The organism is Brucella sp. TWI559 (assembly GCF_039674265.1).
Lineage (GTDB): Bacteria > Pseudomonadota > Alphaproteobacteria > Rhizobiales > Rhizobiaceae > Brucella > Brucella chromiisoli.
In genome coordinates, this window is the sequence record NZ_JBDJNE010000031.1 from 1 (window position 1) to 17062 (window position 17062).

The following is a 17062-nucleotide window of genomic DNA, read 5'->3' on the forward strand; positions in this document are numbered from 1 at the left end:
AGCGTCGATCTGGTCATACGCTTTGAAATCGCCGAAGTACTTGGTGATTGCTGCGGTCAGCGACGTTTTACCATGGTCAACGTGACCAATCGTGCCGATGTTTACGTGTGGCTTATTGCGTTCAAACTTGCTTTTTGCCATCTGAGCTCTCCTAATATCTAGCCTGCTCAGGCTCTTTTAATATTTGGCGTAATCAAAGATTACGCGAACTTTTTCTGAATTTCCTGTGCGACCGCAGTCGGAACCGGCTCGTAATGGTCGAACTGCATGGTGTACTGTGCACGACCCTGAGACATCGAACGCAGGTTGTTCACGTAACCAAACATGTTGGCCAGTGGAACATTTGCATTGACGACCGTCGCAATACCACGTGCTTCCGTACCCGAGATCTGACCACGACGTGAATTCAGATCGCCAATTACGTCACCGACGTAATCTTCAGGCGTTACCACTTCAACCTTCATGATTGGCTCAAGAAGCTGTGCGCCAGCCTTCTGTGCACCTTCACGGAACGCTGCACGGGCAGCGATTTCGAAGGCGAGAACCGAAGAGTCAACATCGTGGTATGCACCGTCGATCAGGGTTGCCTTCACGCCGAGCATTGGGAAGCCAGCAAGCGGACCCGCACCCATGACGCTTTCGATACCCTTCTGAACGCCAGGGATGTATTCCTTAGGAACAGCACCGCCAACGATCTTGGATTCGAAGATGAAGTCATCGCCTTCATGTGGTTCGAAGATGATCTTGACGCGCGCAAACTGACCCGAACCACCCGACTGCTTTTTGTGGGTGTAATCGATTTCAGCCTGACGTGTGATCGATTCACGATAAGCAACCTGCGGCGCGCCGACATTTGCTTCTACCTTGAACTCACGCTTCATGCGGTCGACGAGAATGTCGAGATGAAGTTCGCCCATGCCAGCGATGATCGTCTGGCCGGATTCTTCATCAGACTTAACGCGGAACGAAGGATCTTCAGCAGCCAGACGGTTGAGCGCAATGCCCATCTTTTCCTGGTCGGCCTTGGTCTTAGGTTCAATCGCGATTTCGATAACCGGATCAGGGAATTCCATGCGTTCAAGAATAACCGGCTTCAGTGGATCGCAGAGCGTATCACCTGTTGTGGTTTCCTTGAGGCCAGCCAGAGCAACGATGTCGCCTGCGAAAGCTTCTTCGATGTCTTCACGTGAGTTGGAGTGCATCTGCAGCATACGGCCGATACGCTCACGCTTGCCCTTAACGGTGTTTTCGAGCGAAATGCCCTTGGTCAGCTTGCCCGAATAGATACGAGCGAATGTCAGCGAACCAACGAACGGATCGTTCATGATCTTGAATGCGAGCATCGAAAGTGGTGCTTCATCCGAAGATTCACGGGTCGTTTCGGTTTCCGTCTTAACGTCGATGCCCTTAATCGCAGGAACATCGGTCGGCGCAGGAAGGAACGAAACAACAGCGTCGAGAAGCGGCTGAATGCCACGGTTCTTAAACGCTGTACCGCAAAGAACAGGATGGAACTTAACGTCGATGGTGCCCTTGCGGATCAGTGCACGCAGCTCATCATTCGTAGGCATGTTGCCTTCGAGGTAAGCTTCCATTGCAGCTTCATCGATTTCCACTGCCAGCTCAATGAGCTTTTCGCGGTATTCTTCAGCCTTATCCTTAAGGTCTGCAGGAATTTCACCAACGGTCGCAGATGCGCCGATTGTGCCATCCCAAGTCAGGGCCTTCATTTCGATAAGGTCGATAACGCCTTCAAACTCGTTTTCAGCACCGATTGGCAGCTGAACTGGAAGAGCGACTGCACCAAGACGCGAGCCAACCATTTCTACGCAACGATAGAAGTCAGCACCGATCTTGTCCATCTTGTTGACGAAGACCATACGTGGAACGTGGTACTTCTCAGCCTGACGCCATACAGTTTCAGTCTGCGGCTCAACACCAGCATTCGCATCGAGAAGAGCGATTGCGCCATCGAGAACGCGGAGCGAACGCTCAACTTCAATCGTGAAGTCAACGTGGCCCGGGGTGTCGATGATGTTGAAGCGGCGCTTCTTGCCATCCTGCCCCTGCCAGAACGTGGTCGTAGCAGCAGACGTGATGGTGATACCGCGTTCCTGCTCCTGCTCCATCCAGTCCATGGTGGACGCGCCATCATGGGTTTCACCAATCTTGTGGTTCTTACCGGTATAGAACAGGATACGCTCGGTCATCGTCGTCTTACCGGCGTCGATGTGAGCCATAATACCGAAATTGCGGTAGTCTTCGATTTTATATTCGCGGGCCATGTTTTTGCTCTTTGAATAGGGTTCGACGATTACCAGCGGTAATGCGAGAACGCGCGGTTGGCTTCTGCCATGCGATGCGTGTCTTCACGCTTCTTGACAGCGGAACCACGGTTGTTTGCCGCATCCAGCAATTCGCCGGACAGACGGTCAACCATCGTTGTTTCGTTGCGACCACGAGCTGCATTGATCAGCCAGCGGATGGCAAGTGCCTGGCGGCGTTCTGAACGCACATCGACCGGAACCTGGTAGGTTGCACCACCAACGCGGCGCGACCGGACTTCAACATGCGGAGCAACATTGTCGAGCGCCTGATGGAACAGCGCGACCGGCTCTGACTTCGCCTTGGCTTCGATTGCTTCAAGCGCACCATATACGATGCTTTCAGCAACCGACTTCTTGCCATGAAGCATAACTGCATTCATGAACTTCGTGATAACGAGATCACCGAACTTTGGATCCGGATTAATCTCACGCTTTTCTGCTTTATGGCGTCTGGACATTTCGTCTCATTCTTTCAATTACATCGGGCTCAACTCGCCATTCTGGCGGCCGGTATCCCCGGAAAATTCTTACTTAGGACGCTTTGCACCGTACTTGGAACGACGCTGCTTGCGGTTCTTAACACCCTGGGTATCAAGTACGCCGCGGATGATGTGATAACGCACACCCGGCAAATCCTTGACGCGGCCGCCGCGGATCATAACCACGGAGTGCTCCTGAAGGTTGTGGCCTTCACCCGGAATGTAACCGATGACTTCAAAGCCATTGGTCAGACGGATCTTGGCAACCTTACGAAGAGCCGAGTTCGGCTTCTTAGGGGTTGTCGTATAAACACGGGTGCAAACGCCGCGCTTCTGTGGGTTTGCCTGCAGAGCAGGAACCTTATTACGCTTTACCGGTGCAGTACGCGGCTTGCGGATCAACTGGTTTACGGTAGGCATTGAACCTTCCTCTATAAAAAATCTCGTATCGGCGCCCAATAAGGGCCGTTTCACCGGAGTGCTCATGCACAAATTCGGGACCAGCCACTCCATCAGCGGCCACCCCGAACAAAAGCAGAGGAAGCAAAAGCTTCATGCGAACGGCAAGTTGCATTTCGATCGTAAAACGAACCCTGTTTGAGGCGAACTCCAGAGCGCGTCGCTCCGAAAATGCCAGCCTCACATCGGCTCAGATGGGCTGCTGATACGTGTTTGTGGGCGTTTCGTCAAGGGCAGGACATTAAGTTTCTTTACCAAAAGGCCGCAAAGCCGCGTTTTGGTGGCCGCCGGACAGGTTATTGCGCCGCATTCAGCAGCCTATCGCGATTATTTCGCGGCAAAACTGTCATTTTCATGTGCCAGCATAGCATAAGGCCCCAACAGCCGCTATTGAAGCACATCCGAGTCGAAAAACAACACAATATTAAGGAATTCTCAATGTCATCCACCCCCACATCCACAGAGAACGATTCGCCGGTTGTCCATCTGGTGATCGCCGACGTCTGGAACGAAGGTGAAGAGGAATCGATCGAAGTCCATATTCTTCTGAAATCCGGCGACGATGAAGATCTCGTTCAGACGGTTCTCGCAATCCTCGCCGAAGAAGGCTATCACGAAGCCGAGCTGGTTGAGATGGGCACAATCACCGAAGAACCGGAAGAAGAGCCACACAAGAGTGCCTGGCAGACAGCACTGACCGGTGAAGTCGCGCTCATCGAATTCGATGGCGACGACGAAGAGGAATAAGTAGCGGATAGCCGAACTGCAAAGCGGTTAACGGCTTTCCCAATGACAAAGGGCGGTTTCAAACCGCCCTTTTCTTTTGATCCAAACGTAAAAAGGCCGCCCCGAAAGGCGGCCTTTTTTATTTGTTCAAACACGCAGCCTATTCGGCTGCGTTGTTGGTCATGTCGGTCAACATCGCGTTCGCTTCTGTTGAACCGGTCGACTTGCGGCGCTCGTCGATGATGAGATCGTCGCGAGCCGTTGCAATGCGGCGGATCTGGTTGGTCATGCCGCCAGTACCAGCCGGGATGAGACGGCCGACAATGACGTTTTCCTTGAGCCCCTGCAACGTGTCCATCTTGCCCGCAACCGCAGCTTCGGTAAGCACGCGGGTGGTTTCCTGGAACGACGCAGCAGAGATGAACGAAGGAGTCTGCAGCGAAGCCTTGGTAATACCAAGCAGAACCGGATTACCCGAACCTGGCTTCTTGCCTTCTTCGATCAGACGATCATTCACTTCGTCAAGCTCAATACGGTCAACGTGATCACCCGTGAGGTAACCCGTATCGCCCGGCTCCGTAATTTCGATCTTCTGAAGCATCTGACGAACAATCACTTCAATGTGCTTGTCGTTGATCAGAACGCCCTGAAGACGATAGACTTCCTGGATTTCGTTCACGAGGTAAGAAGCAAGTGCTTCCACGCCCTTGATGGCCAGAATGTCATGCGGTGCAGGATTACCGTCGAGGATGTATTCACCCTTTTCGATAACGTCACCATCCTGAAGATGGAACGGCTTACCCTTAGGGATCAGATACTCAACGGGCTCAACCGTATCGTCGTTTGGCTCGATGATGATGCGACGCTTGTTCTTGTAATCGCGACCGAAGCGGACAGTACCATCAATCTCTGCGATGACGGCATGGTCCTTCGGACGACGAGCTTCGAACAGTTCCGCAACGCGTGGCAGACCACCGGTAATATCCTTGGTCTTTGCGCTTTCCATCGGCAGACGCGCAATAACGTCACCGGCGTTAACATGAGCACCCGGCTCGAACGAAAGGATCGTTTCCACCGAGAGCAGGAAGCGCGCTTCGCCACCCTTCGACAGCTTTGCGATCTTGCCGCTCTTGTCCTTGATGACCATAGCCGGCTTGAGGTCCGCGCCACGTGGTGTCGAACGCCAGTCAATGACGACGCGCTTTGTGATACCCGTGGATTCGTCCGCCGTTTCCGAAACCGAAAGACCATCAACGAGATCTTCAAACTCGATATAGCCTTCGACTTCCGTCAGGATAGGACGGGTGTACGGATCCCACTCAGCAATACGCTGACCGCGCTTGACTGCATCACCTTCGTCAACGAACAGACGTGAACCATAGGTTACACGGTGAACCGCACGTTCCTTGCCCGAAGCATCAACAATCAGAACCGCCATGTTACGGCCCATGACAACGAGGTTGCCATCGGAGTTGCGAACCACATTGCGGTTACGCAGCTTAACGGTGCCTTCATACGAAGCTTCAAGATACGAACTATCGACAACCTGAGCCGTACCACCCAAGTGGAAGGTACGCATGGTAAGCTGCGTGCCCGGCTCACCGATCGACTGTGCAGCGATAACGCCAACAGCTTCACCCTGGTTAACCGGTGTGCCGCGTGCAAGGTCACGACCATAGCACTTGGCGCAAACGCCGTTACGCGTCTGACAGGTCAAAGCCGAGCGAATACGGATCGACTGAATGCCAGCCTTTTCGATGACTTCGACGTCCTTTTCCTCAATCATGCGGCCAGCTTCAACGATAACATCGCCGGTTGCAGGATGCAGGATCGGATCAAGGGCCGTACGACCCAGAACGCGCTGTCCGATTGGAGCAACGATCTGACCCGCATCGACGATTGGCTGCATGGTGAGACCGATTTCGGCGCCGCAATCGACTTCCGAAATAATCGCATCCTGTGCAACGTCAACGAGACGACGTGTCAGGTAACCCGAGTTAGCCGTTTTCAAGGCCGTATCAGCAAGACCCTTACGGGCACCGTGTGTCGAGTTGAAGTACTCGTTCACGGTCAGACCTTCCTTGAAGTTCGAGATGATCGGGGTTTCGATGATTTCACCCGACGGCTTGGCCATAAGACCGCGCATACCGCCAAGCTGACGCATCTGGTTGACCGAACCACGGGCACCCGAATGCGACATCATGTAAACCGAGTTCATCTGCTTCTGACGACCGGTCACCGGATCAAATTCAACAGCCTTAATGCGGGCCATCATTTCTTCGGTGATCTTGTCAGTCGCTTTACCCCAGGCATCAACGACCTTGTTGTACTTTTCGCCCTGAGTGATCAGGCCGTCATTGTACTGCTGTTCGTATTCGGTCGTCAGAGCTTCGGTCTCTGCAACGATCTTGGCTTTCGAGTCAGGAATGACCATGTCATCCTTACCGAACGAAATACCGGCACGACATGCATGGGCAAAACCAAGCTGCATGATGCGATCGCAGAAAATCACCGTCTCTTTCTGACCGCAATGGCGGTAAACGTGGTCGATCATCTTGGAGATGTTTTTCTTGGTCATCTCCTGATTACAAATGTCAAACGACACGTTCGGATGCTTCGGCAGAAGCTCACCAGTAATCAGACGGCCCGGCGTCGTATCATAAACCTTGGAAACGACATTGCCTTCTGCATCAACAGTCTTGAAACGACCTTTGATCTTGGTGTGCAGCGTGACAACCTTGTTTTCAAGAGCATGCTGAAGTTCGCCCATATCGGCAAACATCATGCCCTCGCCCGGCTCCTTGTCTGCCACGATTGACAGATAATAGAGACCAAGAACCATGTCCTGCGAAGGAACGATGATCGGCGCGCCGTTTGCCGGGTGCAGAATGTTGTTGGTCGACATCATCAGCACGCGGGCTTCAAGCTGCGCTTCCAGCGACAGCGGAACGTGGACAGCCATCTGGTCACCGTCAAAGTCAGCATTAAATGCTGTACAGACGAGCGGATGCAGCTGAATGGCCTTGCCTTCGATCAGCGTGGGTTCGAATGCCTGAATACCAAGACGGTGCAGCGTCGGCGCACGATTCAGAAGAACCGGATGCTCGCGGATGACTTCGTCAAGGATATCCCAAACTTCCGGACGTTCCTTTTCAACCAGCTTCTTCGCCTGCTTGACAGTCGAGGAATACCCCTTGGCATCAAGACGTGCGTAGATGAATGGCTTGAACAGCTCAAGCGCCATCTTCTTCGGCAGACCGCACTGGTGCAGCTTCAGTTCAGGACCGGTCACGATAACCGAACGACCCGAATAGTCGACGCGCTTACCAAGAAGGTTCTGACGGAAGCGACCCTGCTTGCCCTTGAGCATATCGGAGAGCGACTTCAGCGGACGCTTGTTGGCACCCGTGATCGTGCGTCCACGGCGACCGTTATCGAACAGCGCATCAACAGCTTCCTGCAACATGCGCTTTTCGTTACGGATAATGATGCCGGGAGCGCGCAGTTCGATCAGACGCTTCAGACGGTTGTTACGGTTGATCACGCGACGGTAGAGGTCGTTGAGATCGGACGTCGCAAAACGACCGCCATCCAGAGGAACCAGAGGACGCAGATCCGGTGGAATAACCGGAACGATCTTCATGATCATCCATTCAGGACGGTTGCCAGATTCCATGAAGTTCTCAACGATCTTGAGACGCTTCATCAGCTTCTTGGTCTTCAGTTCCGATGTAGTTTCTGCCAGATCAACGCGCAGATCTGCAGCGATGTTTGGAAGATCCATCGAAGCCAGAAGTTCAAAGATAGCTTCCGCACCAATCAGGGCTGTGAACTGATCTTCGCCGAATTCATCGACGGCGATCATATATTCTTCTTCCGAAAGAAGCTGATGCTCTTTCAGTGAAGTCAGACCCGGTTCGGTAACAATGTAGTTTTCAAAATACAGAACGCGCTCAATATCCTTGAGCGTCATATCCAAAAGCGTACCGATGCGCGATGGCAGCGACTTCAAAAACCAGATATGCGCAACTGGCGCCGCCAGTTCGATATGGCCCATGCGCTCACGGCGAACGCGCGACAGCGTAACTTCCACGCCGCACTTTTCGCAGATAATGCCTTTGTATTTCATACGCTTGTACTTGCCGCACAAGCATTCATAATCCTTGATCGGGCCAAAGATACGCGCGCAGAAGAGACCATCGCGTTCTGGCTTGAACGTACGATAGTTGATCGTCTCCGGCTTCTTGATCTCGCCGTATGACCAGGACAGAATCTTCTCAGGGCTGGCAATCGAGATTCTGATGGAATCGAACGTCTGTGCCGGAGCCTGAGGATTGAAAAGATTCATGACCTCTTGGTTCATGCCGTTCTCCTTGAGGGCGATCCGCCGCCCTGTGTGTCGTCAATGACAGGCTGAAAATCCCTGCCATCTTGAAAAGAAATCGCGGTATTACGCAGTTTTCACTGCACATTCCGTTCGGCATTTCGTGAGCGCAAAACATTTTACACGTTTGCTGGAAACACCTTACGGGCGCGCCACGGCAGAACCATGGCGCGCCTTGATGTTTTTATTCCGCCGCGTCCGGAAGTGCCGGCTGCTCGTCGCGTGTATCGTCCAGCTCGACATTGAGACCGAGCGAACGCATTTCCTTGACAAGAACGTTGAAGCTTTCTGGAATACCGGCTTCAAACGTATCATCGCCACGAACAATCGCTTCGTAGACCTTGGTACGGCCTGCAACGTCATCGGACTTGACTGTAAGCATTTCCTGCAGCGTGTAAGCCGCACCGTATGCTTCCAGAGCCCAGACCTCCATTTCACCGAAGCGCTGACCACCGAACTGCGCCTTACCACCAAGCGGCTGCTGGGTGACGAGCGAGTAAGGTCCAATGGAACGTGCGTGGATCTTGTCGTCGACCAGGTGATGGAGCTTCAACATATAGATGTAGCCCATAGTCACCTGACGATCGAACGGTTCACCCGTACGTCCATCATACAGCGTCGACTGACCAGAAGTCGCAAGACCTGCATCGGTCAACATCGCATTAATGTCGGCTTCCACCGCACCATCAAACACCGGCGTTGCAATCGACACGCCGCGCTTCACCTGATTGGCCAGCATGAGGACAGCATCGTCATCATAAGACCGGACCGGTTCATTGCGGTCGTTGTCTGGATAGATGTGCTCCAGTGTATCGCGCAGCGGCTGAATATCTGCCGTCTTGCGATAAACATCAAGAAGCTCACCGATCTTCTTACCCATGCCAGCACAAGCCCAGCCCAGATGTGTTTCCAGAATCTGGCCCACATTCATGCGGCTTGGAACGCCAAGCGGGTTCAACACGATATCGGCATGCGTACCGTCTTCGAGGAACGGCATGTCTTCGACAGGCAGAATGCGGGATACCACACCCTTGTTGCCGTGACGGCCAGCCATCTTGTCGCCTGGCTGGATCTTGCGCTTCACAGCAACAAAGACCTTGACCATCTTCATGACGCCTGGAGGCATCTCGTCGCCGCGCTGTACCTTTTCGACCTTGTCCATGAAGCGTGCTTCGAGCAGCTTCTTGGATTCGTCGTACTGGCCACGCAGAGCTTCAAGTTCACCCTGTTGCTTTTCGTCTTCGACAGCAAACTGCCACCACTGCGAACGCGGATACTCGGTGATGAGATCACGTGTAATGGTTGTGCCCTTCTTGAAGCCCTTAGGGCCAGCGGCTGCAACCTTACCGTCGATCATGTCAACGAGACGGCCGTAAACGTTACGGTCGAGAATCGCCTGTTCGTCGTCACGGTCCTTGGCAAGACGTTCGATCTCTTCGCGTTCGATCGCCATTGCACGTTCGTCTTTTTCAACGCCGTGGCGGTTGAATACACGAACTTCAACAATAGTACCGTATGTTCCCGGAGGCATACGCATCGAGGTGTCACGGACGTCGGAAGCCTTTTCACCAAAGATGGCGCGCAGAAGCTTTTCTTCCGGCGTCATCGGGCTTTCGCCCTTCGGCGTGATCTTGCCGACAAGAATGTCGCCAGGATGCACTTCAGCACCGATGTATACGATACCAGCTTCGTCGAGGTTCTTCAGCGCTTCTTCCGAAACATTCGGAATATCGCGGGTGATTTCCTCAGGTCCAAGCTTGGTGTCACGTGCCGCAACTTCGAATTCCTCAATGTGAATCGAGGTAAAGACGTCTTCCGAAACGATCTTCTCCGACAGGAGGATCGAATCTTCGTAGTTGTAACCGTTCCAAGGCATGAACGCGACGAGCACGTTACGGCCAAGAGCCAGATCGCCGAGATCAGTTGACGGACCATCAGCAATGATGTCGCCCTTACCGATCGGATCACCAACGCGCACAAGCGGACGCTGGTTGATACAGGTCGACTGGTTCGAACGCTGGAACTTCTGCAGACGATAGATATCAACGCCCGACTTCGACGGATCGAGGTCTTCGGTAGCGCGGATAACGATACGCGTTGCGTCAACCTGATCGACCACACCACCGCGACGAGCGGCAATAGCGGCACCAGAGTCACGCGCAACAACCGCTTCCATGCCGGTTCCGACGAATGGTGCTTCCGCACGCACAAGCGGAACAGCCTGACGCTGCATGTTCGAACCCATAAGAGCGCGGTTCGCATCGTCGTTTTCGAGGAACGGAATAAGCGCTGCAGCAACCGAAACGAGCTGCTTTGGCGAAACGTCCATCAGATCCACGTTTTCACGTGGCGTCATCATCACTTCGCCTGCATGACGGCAGATGACGAATTCGTCTACGAAACTGCCATTCTCATCAAGCTCAACATTTGCCTGAGCAACCGAGTGCTTTGCTTCTTCCATGGCCGAAAGATAGACAACGTCGAACGTGACCTTACCATCGACAACCTTGCGGTACGGGCTTTCGATAAAGCCGTACTTGTTGACGCGGGCAAAAGTAGCGAGCGAGTTGATCAGACCGATATTCGGGCCTTCCGGCGTTTCAATCGGGCAGATACGGCCATAGTGGGTCGGATGCACGTCGCGGACTTCAAAGCCAGCACGCTCACGGGTCAAACCACCAGGTCCAAGAGCCGAAAGACGGCGCTTATGGGTGATCTCCGAAAGCGGATTGGTCTGATCCATGAACTGCGACAGCTGCGAGGAGCCGAAGAATTCACGAACAGCTGCAGCAGCAGGCTTCGCGTTGATCAGATCCTGCGGCATAACCGTGTCGATTTCGATCGAGGACATACGTTCCTTGATCGCACGTTCCATGCGCAGAAGACCGACACGATACTGATTTTCCATCAGTTCGCCGACCGAACGCACACGACGGTTGCCGAGGTTGTCGATGTCATCGATTTCACCGCGGCCATCGCGCAGTTCAACGAGCATCTTGACGACAGCAATAATGTCTTCCTTGCGCAGAACGCGCACGGTGTCTTCTGCATCCAGATCAAGACGCATGTTCATCTTCACGCGACCAACAGCGGAAAGGTCGTAGCGTTCAGCATCAAAGAACAGCGAATTGAACATGGCTTCAGCCGAGTCCATTGTCGGCGGTTCACCAGGACGCATAACGCGGTAGATGTCGAACAGTGCTTCCTGACGGCTTTCGTTCTTGTCGACAGCAAGCGTGTTGCGGATATAGGCACCGATATTGATGTGATCAATATCGAGAACCTTGATCTCTTCCACACCTGTGTCGAGAAGCGTCTTGAGAACCTTTTCGTCGATTTCGTCACCAGCTTCGAGATAAATCTCACCGGTTGCGTAATTGACGGTATCTTCAGCAAGGTACGAACCGAAAAGATCGTCTTCGGTTGCCTTGATGAACTTCAGGCCCTTTTCAGCAAGCTGCTTTGCAGAGCGCGCGGTCAGCTTCTTGCCAGCTTCGAGAACGACTTCACCTGTGTCCGCATCGATGAGATCGGAGATGATCTTCATACCCTTGAAGCGGTCAACAGAATAAGGGATACGCCAGTTTTCACCGTCACGCGAATAGGTGACAGTGTTATAGAACGTCGAAAGGATTTCCTCGCCGTCCATACCGAGCGCCATCAGCAGTGTCGTAGCCGGAAGCTTGCGGCGACGATCGATACGCGCATAGACCACGTCCTTGGCATCGAATTCGATGTCAAGCCACGAGCCACGGTAAGGAATAACGCGCGCAGCAAACAGAAGCTTGCCCGAGGAGTGCGTCTTGCCCTTGTCGTGATCGAAGAACACACCCGGTGAACGGTGCATCTGCGAAACGATAACACGTTCCGTACCATTGACGATGAAGGTGCCGTTGTCTGTCATGAGCGGCATATCGCCCATGTAAACGTCCTGCTCCTTGATGTCCTTGATGGACTTCGCGCCGGTATCTTCATCAATATCGAACACGATGAGACGCAGCGTCACCTTGAGAGGTGCCGAATACGTCAAATCGCGCTGACGGCATTCGTCAACGTCGAATTTTGGTGCATCGAATTCGTAACGAACGAATTCCAGCATTGAAGCGCCGGAGAAATCCTGGATTGGGAAAACAGACTTGAAAACCGCCTGCAAACCCTCGTCAGAACGCCCGCCAGCAGGTTCCTCAACCATGAGGAACTGGTCGTAAGATGCCTTTTGAACCTCAATGAGGTTAGGCATTTCCGCGACCTCGGGAATCTTGCCGAAAAATTTGCGTACGCGCTTGCGACCATTGAAAGAATGGGTCTGAGCCATCGTCGCTCCTCGTTCTATAGCCTTACGGCTTGCTCACGCCTTGCGGCCTTTATCGTGCGCCGCCTCTCGGCGGTCCTTCTAACGGGCTAAACCCGTTTTCTGAAAGCCTGATCAAGGCCATCAGAAAAAGGGTTTAAAAGGATCAGAACGTCGTAGATAAAATCGCTCTGACTATGATTTGCATAAAGAGAACCTATTTCCGCACTTTTCGTTTCTTTTCATGCATTTACTCCAGATGCAAGCCCAGAGTTGAACTGGCGGATGGAAACCATCCGCCAGAAAAGCGAACTTACTTAAGTTCAACCTTAGCGCCAGCTGCTTCGAGCTGTGCCTTGATCTTTTCAGCTTCGTCCTTGGAAGCGCCTTCCTTGACAGCCTTAGGAGCTGCTTCAACGAGGTCCTTAGCTTCCTTGAGGCCGAGACCAGTGATCGCGCGAACTTCCTTGATCACGTTGATCTTGTTTGCGCCACCGTCAGCGAGAACGACGTCAAACTCGGTCTTTTCTTCAGCAGCAGCAGCAGGAGCAGCGCCAGCAGCAGCAACTGCTACAGGAGCAGCAGCCGAAACACCCCACTTTTCTTCCAGAAGCTTCGAAAGTTCTGCAGCTTCGAGAACGGTCAGAGCCGACAGGTCGTCAACGATCTTTGCGAGATCAGCCATTTTGATATTTCCTTAGTTTCAAGGTTTGAACAATTGACAGCGAAAAACGGCCTTACGCCGCCTCGTTCTTCCGGGCGTGCGCGCCAATAACGCGAGCGATCTGGCCCGCTGGTGCGCTGGTAAGTACTGCGAGACGCTGAGCCGGGGTTTGGATCATTCCAACCAGCTTTGCGCGCAGTTCGTCGAGCGACGGGAGCGAAGCAAGCGACTTGACGCCATCGGCGTTCAGTGTCGTTGCACCCATTGCACCACCGAGGATAACGAGCTTGTCGTTAACCTTGGCGAATTCGACGGCTACTTTCGGAGCAGCAATTGGGTCGTTTGCATAAGCAACAACCGTCTGACCTGTGAACAGATCAGCAATGCCTTCCGATTCCGTGCCCTGAAGAGCGATCTTGGCAAGGCGGTTTTTCGCGACTTTAACGGTACCACCAGCGTCACGCATCTTTGAACGAAGATCGCTCATCTGCGCAACAGTGAGACCGGTATAGTGGGCCACGACGACCGAACCGGACTCTTTAAAAGCACCGTTCAGCCACGAGACAAATTCGCGTTTTTCCGCTCTATCCACTGTCTCTCTCCAGTAGACAGGATCACATGATCCTGCCGGGTTGCCTTTGTCGGACGAGCTTCACAGCTGGCCCGACGCTCGAGGATCCTGTCCCCTTCAGCTATCCCGGAAACCGGGCTTCACTCAAAGGCAACTACGGTTCAAACCTTGCATGCACATTCGTGCGAAACAGGGTTATTCCACGTCTCATGCAGGCCATAGGTTTAAGGATCTGACCCGGAGGTTTCGATCCGCCTGCAATCTCGGACAGGATAACCGGACTTTCGTCCGGCTATCCGGATCTTGCGATCCGGAATTTCTGCACTTTCGACTGCTTATGCAGCACCGGCGTGCGACCACTGCCCTCCCCGAAAGGTCAGGCAAAGGCTCCGGCGAACCGGAGCCCTGAAATTAAGCGACGACCTTAACGGTTGCCGGATCGACCTTGACGCCAACGCCCATGGTCGAAGAAATCGATACGCGCTTAACGTATTCACCCTTAGCAGCCGAAGGCTTCGCCTTGATAACTGCATCAGCAAAGGCTTTGATGTTTTCTTCGAGCTTCTGATTGTCGAAGGAAACCTTGCCAATACCGGCGTGGATGATACCAGCCTTTTCAACGCGGAACTCAACAGCACCGCCCTTAGAAGCGGTAACAGCGGCTGCAACATCGACAGTCACAGTACCAACCTTCGGGTTTGGCATCAGACCGCGTGGGCCGAGTACCTTACCAAGACGACCAACGAGTGGCATCATGTCAGGGGTGGCAATGCAGCGATCAAATTCGATCTTGCCGCTATTGACGGTTTCAAACAGCTCTTCTGCACCAACGATGTCAGCGCCAGCCTTCTTTGCTTCTTCAGCCTTGTCGCCACGTGCAAAAACAGCAACGCGAACAGTACGGCCAGTGCCATTAGGAAGGTTGACAACGCCACGAACCATCTGATCGGCATGACGAGGGTCAACGCCGAGGTTCATTGCGATTTCGATGGTTTCATCGAACTTTGCAACAGCGCGTTCTTTAACCAGACCGATTGCATCGGACAGGTCATAAAGCTTGTTGACATCAACGCCTTCACGGATCTTGGCAATGCGCTTGGAAATTTTCGCCATCGTATTAGCCCACCACTTCCAGGCCCATCGAACGGGCAGAACCTTCGACCATGCGCATAGCTGCTTCGATGTCAGCTGCGTTCAGATCTTTCATCTTCGCTTCAGCGATTTCGCGGACCTTGTCACGCGCAATCGTGCCGGCCTTTTCCTTGCCTGGAGCCTTCGAACCAGACTTGAGGTTCGCAGCCTTCTTCAGGAAGTAGGTTACCGGAGGCGTCTTCATCACAAAAGTGAAAGACTTATCCTGATAGTACGTGATCACGACTGGAATAGGCGAACCCTTTTCCATTTCCTGCGTGGCAGCGTTAAATGCCTTACAGAATTCCATGATGTTGATGCCGCGCTGACCCAGAGCTGGACCAATCGGAGGCGATGGATTGGCCGCACCTGCTGCTACCTGGAGCTTCAGCTGGCCTGCAATTTTCTTAGCCATTGCATTCTGCCTTCATAAAAATACCGGAAACCGGCGTTCTCGATTAATGCCGGAAACCCGGCTCTCGACTGACATCAGATAAACTGACTGGCAGTTTGGTGGTGCGAAATCAGCGACCGGCTAAGCCGCCTATCCTTCCACCCTTATTCACCGCTGACGGTGAACGCCCCGAGGGGCAAAGCGATCAGAGCTTATCGACCTGACCGTATTCAAGATCAACAGGCGTAGCACGCCCGAAGATGGAAACTTCAACCTTGAGGCGCGCACGCTCCTCATCAACTTCCTGCACAATGCCGTTGAACGAAGCAAACGGACCATCGGAAACGCGGACATTTTCACCGATTTCAAAGGTCACAGACGTCTTCGGACGCTCAGCACCATCCTGAACCTGATTCAGAATCTGATCCACTTCCTTCTGCGAAACAGGAACCGGCTTTGAATCGCCAAGGAACCCGGTCACACGCGGCGTATTCTTGATCAGCGAGAATACAGCATCGGTGAGCGTCGCCTGAACAAGAACATAACCCGGAAAGAACTTGCGCTCAGCATCGACCTTGCGGCCGCGGCGAACTTCAACAACCTTCTCGGTCGGCACAACAATCTGCTCAATAAGGTCCGAAAGGCCTTTTTGAGCTGCCTTGCTTTGAATATCCTCGGCCACCTTCTTTTCGAAGTTGGAATAGGCGTGAACGATGTACCAGCGCGCTGTCATCCCGTAACTCCCCAATCCTGCTTAGCGGCCAAGGCCAAGTATAAATTCTACGCCATAGGCCATAAGCTGATCGGCAAGAAAAAAGAACGTAGCAGCCAAAAAGGCCATGATCACGACCATGATCGTCGAGATGATCGTTTCACGCCGTGTCGGCCAGGTCACTTTCGCCGTTTCGGCGCGAACCTGCTGAAAAAAGGTGATCGGATTCGTCTTGGATGCCATCTGCCACTCTATTTGCTTGGTGAACCACTATTTCCGACCCAAAACGAATCAAAAACAGGAACCCACGCGTATACGGTACGCAAAGCTGAAGATTCAGCCCCACGCACCGCGTGTCTGTTGACGTTACATAGAATCGATTCTCAAAAAAAACAAGCCCATTGGTTAAAAGAATACCATACAGGCCTATCGGAGATCACCGATCCTTACGAAATTCGCTCAATACACCGTTCAATCATGTATCAGCGACCCTGCTCGCCCGGCCAGCATGCCGGGAAATGTATCCAACCCTGAAAGCGTTTTGATCTGATTGAAGGAGACCAACACGTCGGGACCGATTACACAAAGCATAATCTTACCGCCCCTCGTTTTAATCCGATCAGGCTTATGCTCCAGAATATAGAAAACGGGCGCTCACAGTCAAGCCGTAAGCACCCGTTTTAAAAATGGCAGGGGCAGCAGGGTTCGAACCCGCGACCTACGGTTTTGGAGACCGTCGCTCTACCAACTGAGCTATACCCCTATTTGGCATTTAAAATGCCTGACTGGCGGCGTAACCGCCAGTCAAATCTCATTACTCGATGATCGAAGCGACGATGCCTGCACCAACGGTACGGCCACCTTCACGGATAGCGAAGCGGAGCTTCTCTTCCATTGCGATCGGCACGATCAGCGTAACGTCAA

At 53.1% G+C, this 17062-nt stretch carries 14 protein-coding genes and 1 tRNA gene; 1 reads left to right on the forward strand and 14 read right to left on the reverse strand.

Going from position 1 to position 17062, the window contains the following annotated elements:
- The 4 genes from ABE530_RS18545 to rpsL form a co-directional block, all read right to left on the reverse strand.
- Positions 1 to 141, reverse strand: a 141-nt coding sequence (locus ABE530_RS18545) for a GTP-binding protein (RefSeq protein ID WP_499695564.1), incomplete at its 3' end; no start/stop codon positions are given.
- Positions 142 to 200: 59 nt separating this feature from the next.
- A complete protein-coding gene (gene fusA / locus ABE530_RS18550; RefSeq protein ID WP_265984507.1) occupies positions 201 to 2285 on the reverse strand; it encodes an elongation factor G in 2085 nt (694 codons plus the stop codon).
- Positions 2286 to 2314: 29 nt separating this feature from the next.
- Entirely contained in the window at positions 2315 to 2785 is a 471-nt protein-coding gene (gene rpsG, locus ABE530_RS18555; protein WP_140904453.1) for a 30S ribosomal protein S7, read from the reverse strand.
- 69 nt (positions 2786 to 2854) lie between these two features.
- Positions 2855 to 3226, reverse strand: coding sequence for a 30S ribosomal protein S12 (gene rpsL, locus ABE530_RS18560; RefSeq protein ID WP_006168377.1), 372 nt, complete (start codon positions 3224 to 3226; stop codon positions 2855 to 2857).
- A gap of 477 nt (positions 3227 to 3703) precedes the next feature.
- Here rpsL and ABE530_RS18565 point away from each other — a divergent pair, with 477 nt between their 5' ends.
- Positions 3704 to 4012: a hypothetical protein gene (locus ABE530_RS18565; protein ID WP_265984506.1), complete on the forward strand. Its 309-nt coding sequence runs from the start codon at positions 3704 to 3706 to the stop codon at positions 4010 to 4012.
- Positions 4013 to 4151: 139 nt separating this feature from the next.
- On the opposite strand, the gene rpoC is transcribed toward ABE530_RS18565, so the two are convergent.
- The 10 genes from rpoC to ABE530_RS18615 all read right to left on the reverse strand — a co-directional run.
- A complete protein-coding gene (rpoC, locus tag ABE530_RS18570; protein ID WP_265984505.1) occupies positions 4152 to 8354 on the reverse strand; it encodes a DNA-directed RNA polymerase subunit beta' in 4203 nt (1400 codons plus the stop codon).
- 205 nt (positions 8355 to 8559) lie between these two features.
- Positions 8560 to 12690 (reverse strand): DNA-directed RNA polymerase subunit beta, encoded by a 4131-nt coding sequence (gene rpoB / locus ABE530_RS18575; RefSeq protein WP_499695562.1) that lies wholly within the window; start codon positions 12688 to 12690, stop codon positions 8560 to 8562.
- A gap of 289 nt (positions 12691 to 12979) precedes the next feature.
- Positions 12980 to 13351, reverse strand: a complete 372-nt coding sequence (gene rplL / locus ABE530_RS18580) for a 50S ribosomal protein L7/L12 (protein ID WP_024898616.1) — start codon at positions 13349 to 13351, stop codon at positions 12980 to 12982.
- A gap of 52 nt (positions 13352 to 13403) precedes the next feature.
- A complete protein-coding gene (rplJ, locus tag ABE530_RS18585) occupies positions 13404 to 13922 on the reverse strand; it encodes a 50S ribosomal protein L10 (protein WP_265984503.1) in 519 nt (172 codons plus the stop codon).
- A gap of 390 nt (positions 13923 to 14312) precedes the next feature.
- The gene (gene rplA / locus ABE530_RS18590) at positions 14313 to 15014 is read right to left on the reverse strand and encodes a 50S ribosomal protein L1 (RefSeq protein ID WP_265984502.1); all 702 of its coding nucleotides are present in this window, start codon (positions 15012 to 15014) and stop codon (positions 14313 to 14315) included.
- A 4-nt stretch (positions 15015 to 15018) separates the two neighbouring features.
- Positions 15019 to 15447, reverse strand: coding sequence for a 50S ribosomal protein L11 (gene rplK / locus ABE530_RS18595; protein WP_265984501.1), 429 nt, complete (start codon positions 15445 to 15447; stop codon positions 15019 to 15021).
- 184 nt (positions 15448 to 15631) lie between these two features.
- A complete protein-coding gene (nusG, locus tag ABE530_RS18600) occupies positions 15632 to 16159 on the reverse strand; it encodes a transcription termination/antitermination protein NusG (protein ID WP_499695563.1) in 528 nt (175 codons plus the stop codon).
- 21 nt (positions 16160 to 16180) lie between these two features.
- The gene (gene secE / locus ABE530_RS18605; protein ID WP_094504999.1) at positions 16181 to 16381 is read right to left on the reverse strand and encodes a preprotein translocase subunit SecE; all 201 of its coding nucleotides are present in this window, start codon (positions 16379 to 16381) and stop codon (positions 16181 to 16183) included.
- A gap of 444 nt (positions 16382 to 16825) precedes the next feature.
- Positions 16826 to 16901, reverse strand: a tRNA-Trp gene (locus ABE530_RS18610).
- 51 nt (positions 16902 to 16952) lie between these two features.
- Positions 16953 to 17062, reverse strand: a 110-nt coding sequence (locus tag ABE530_RS18615; protein ID WP_499694714.1) for an EF-Tu C-terminal domain-related protein, incomplete at its 5' end; no start/stop codon positions are given.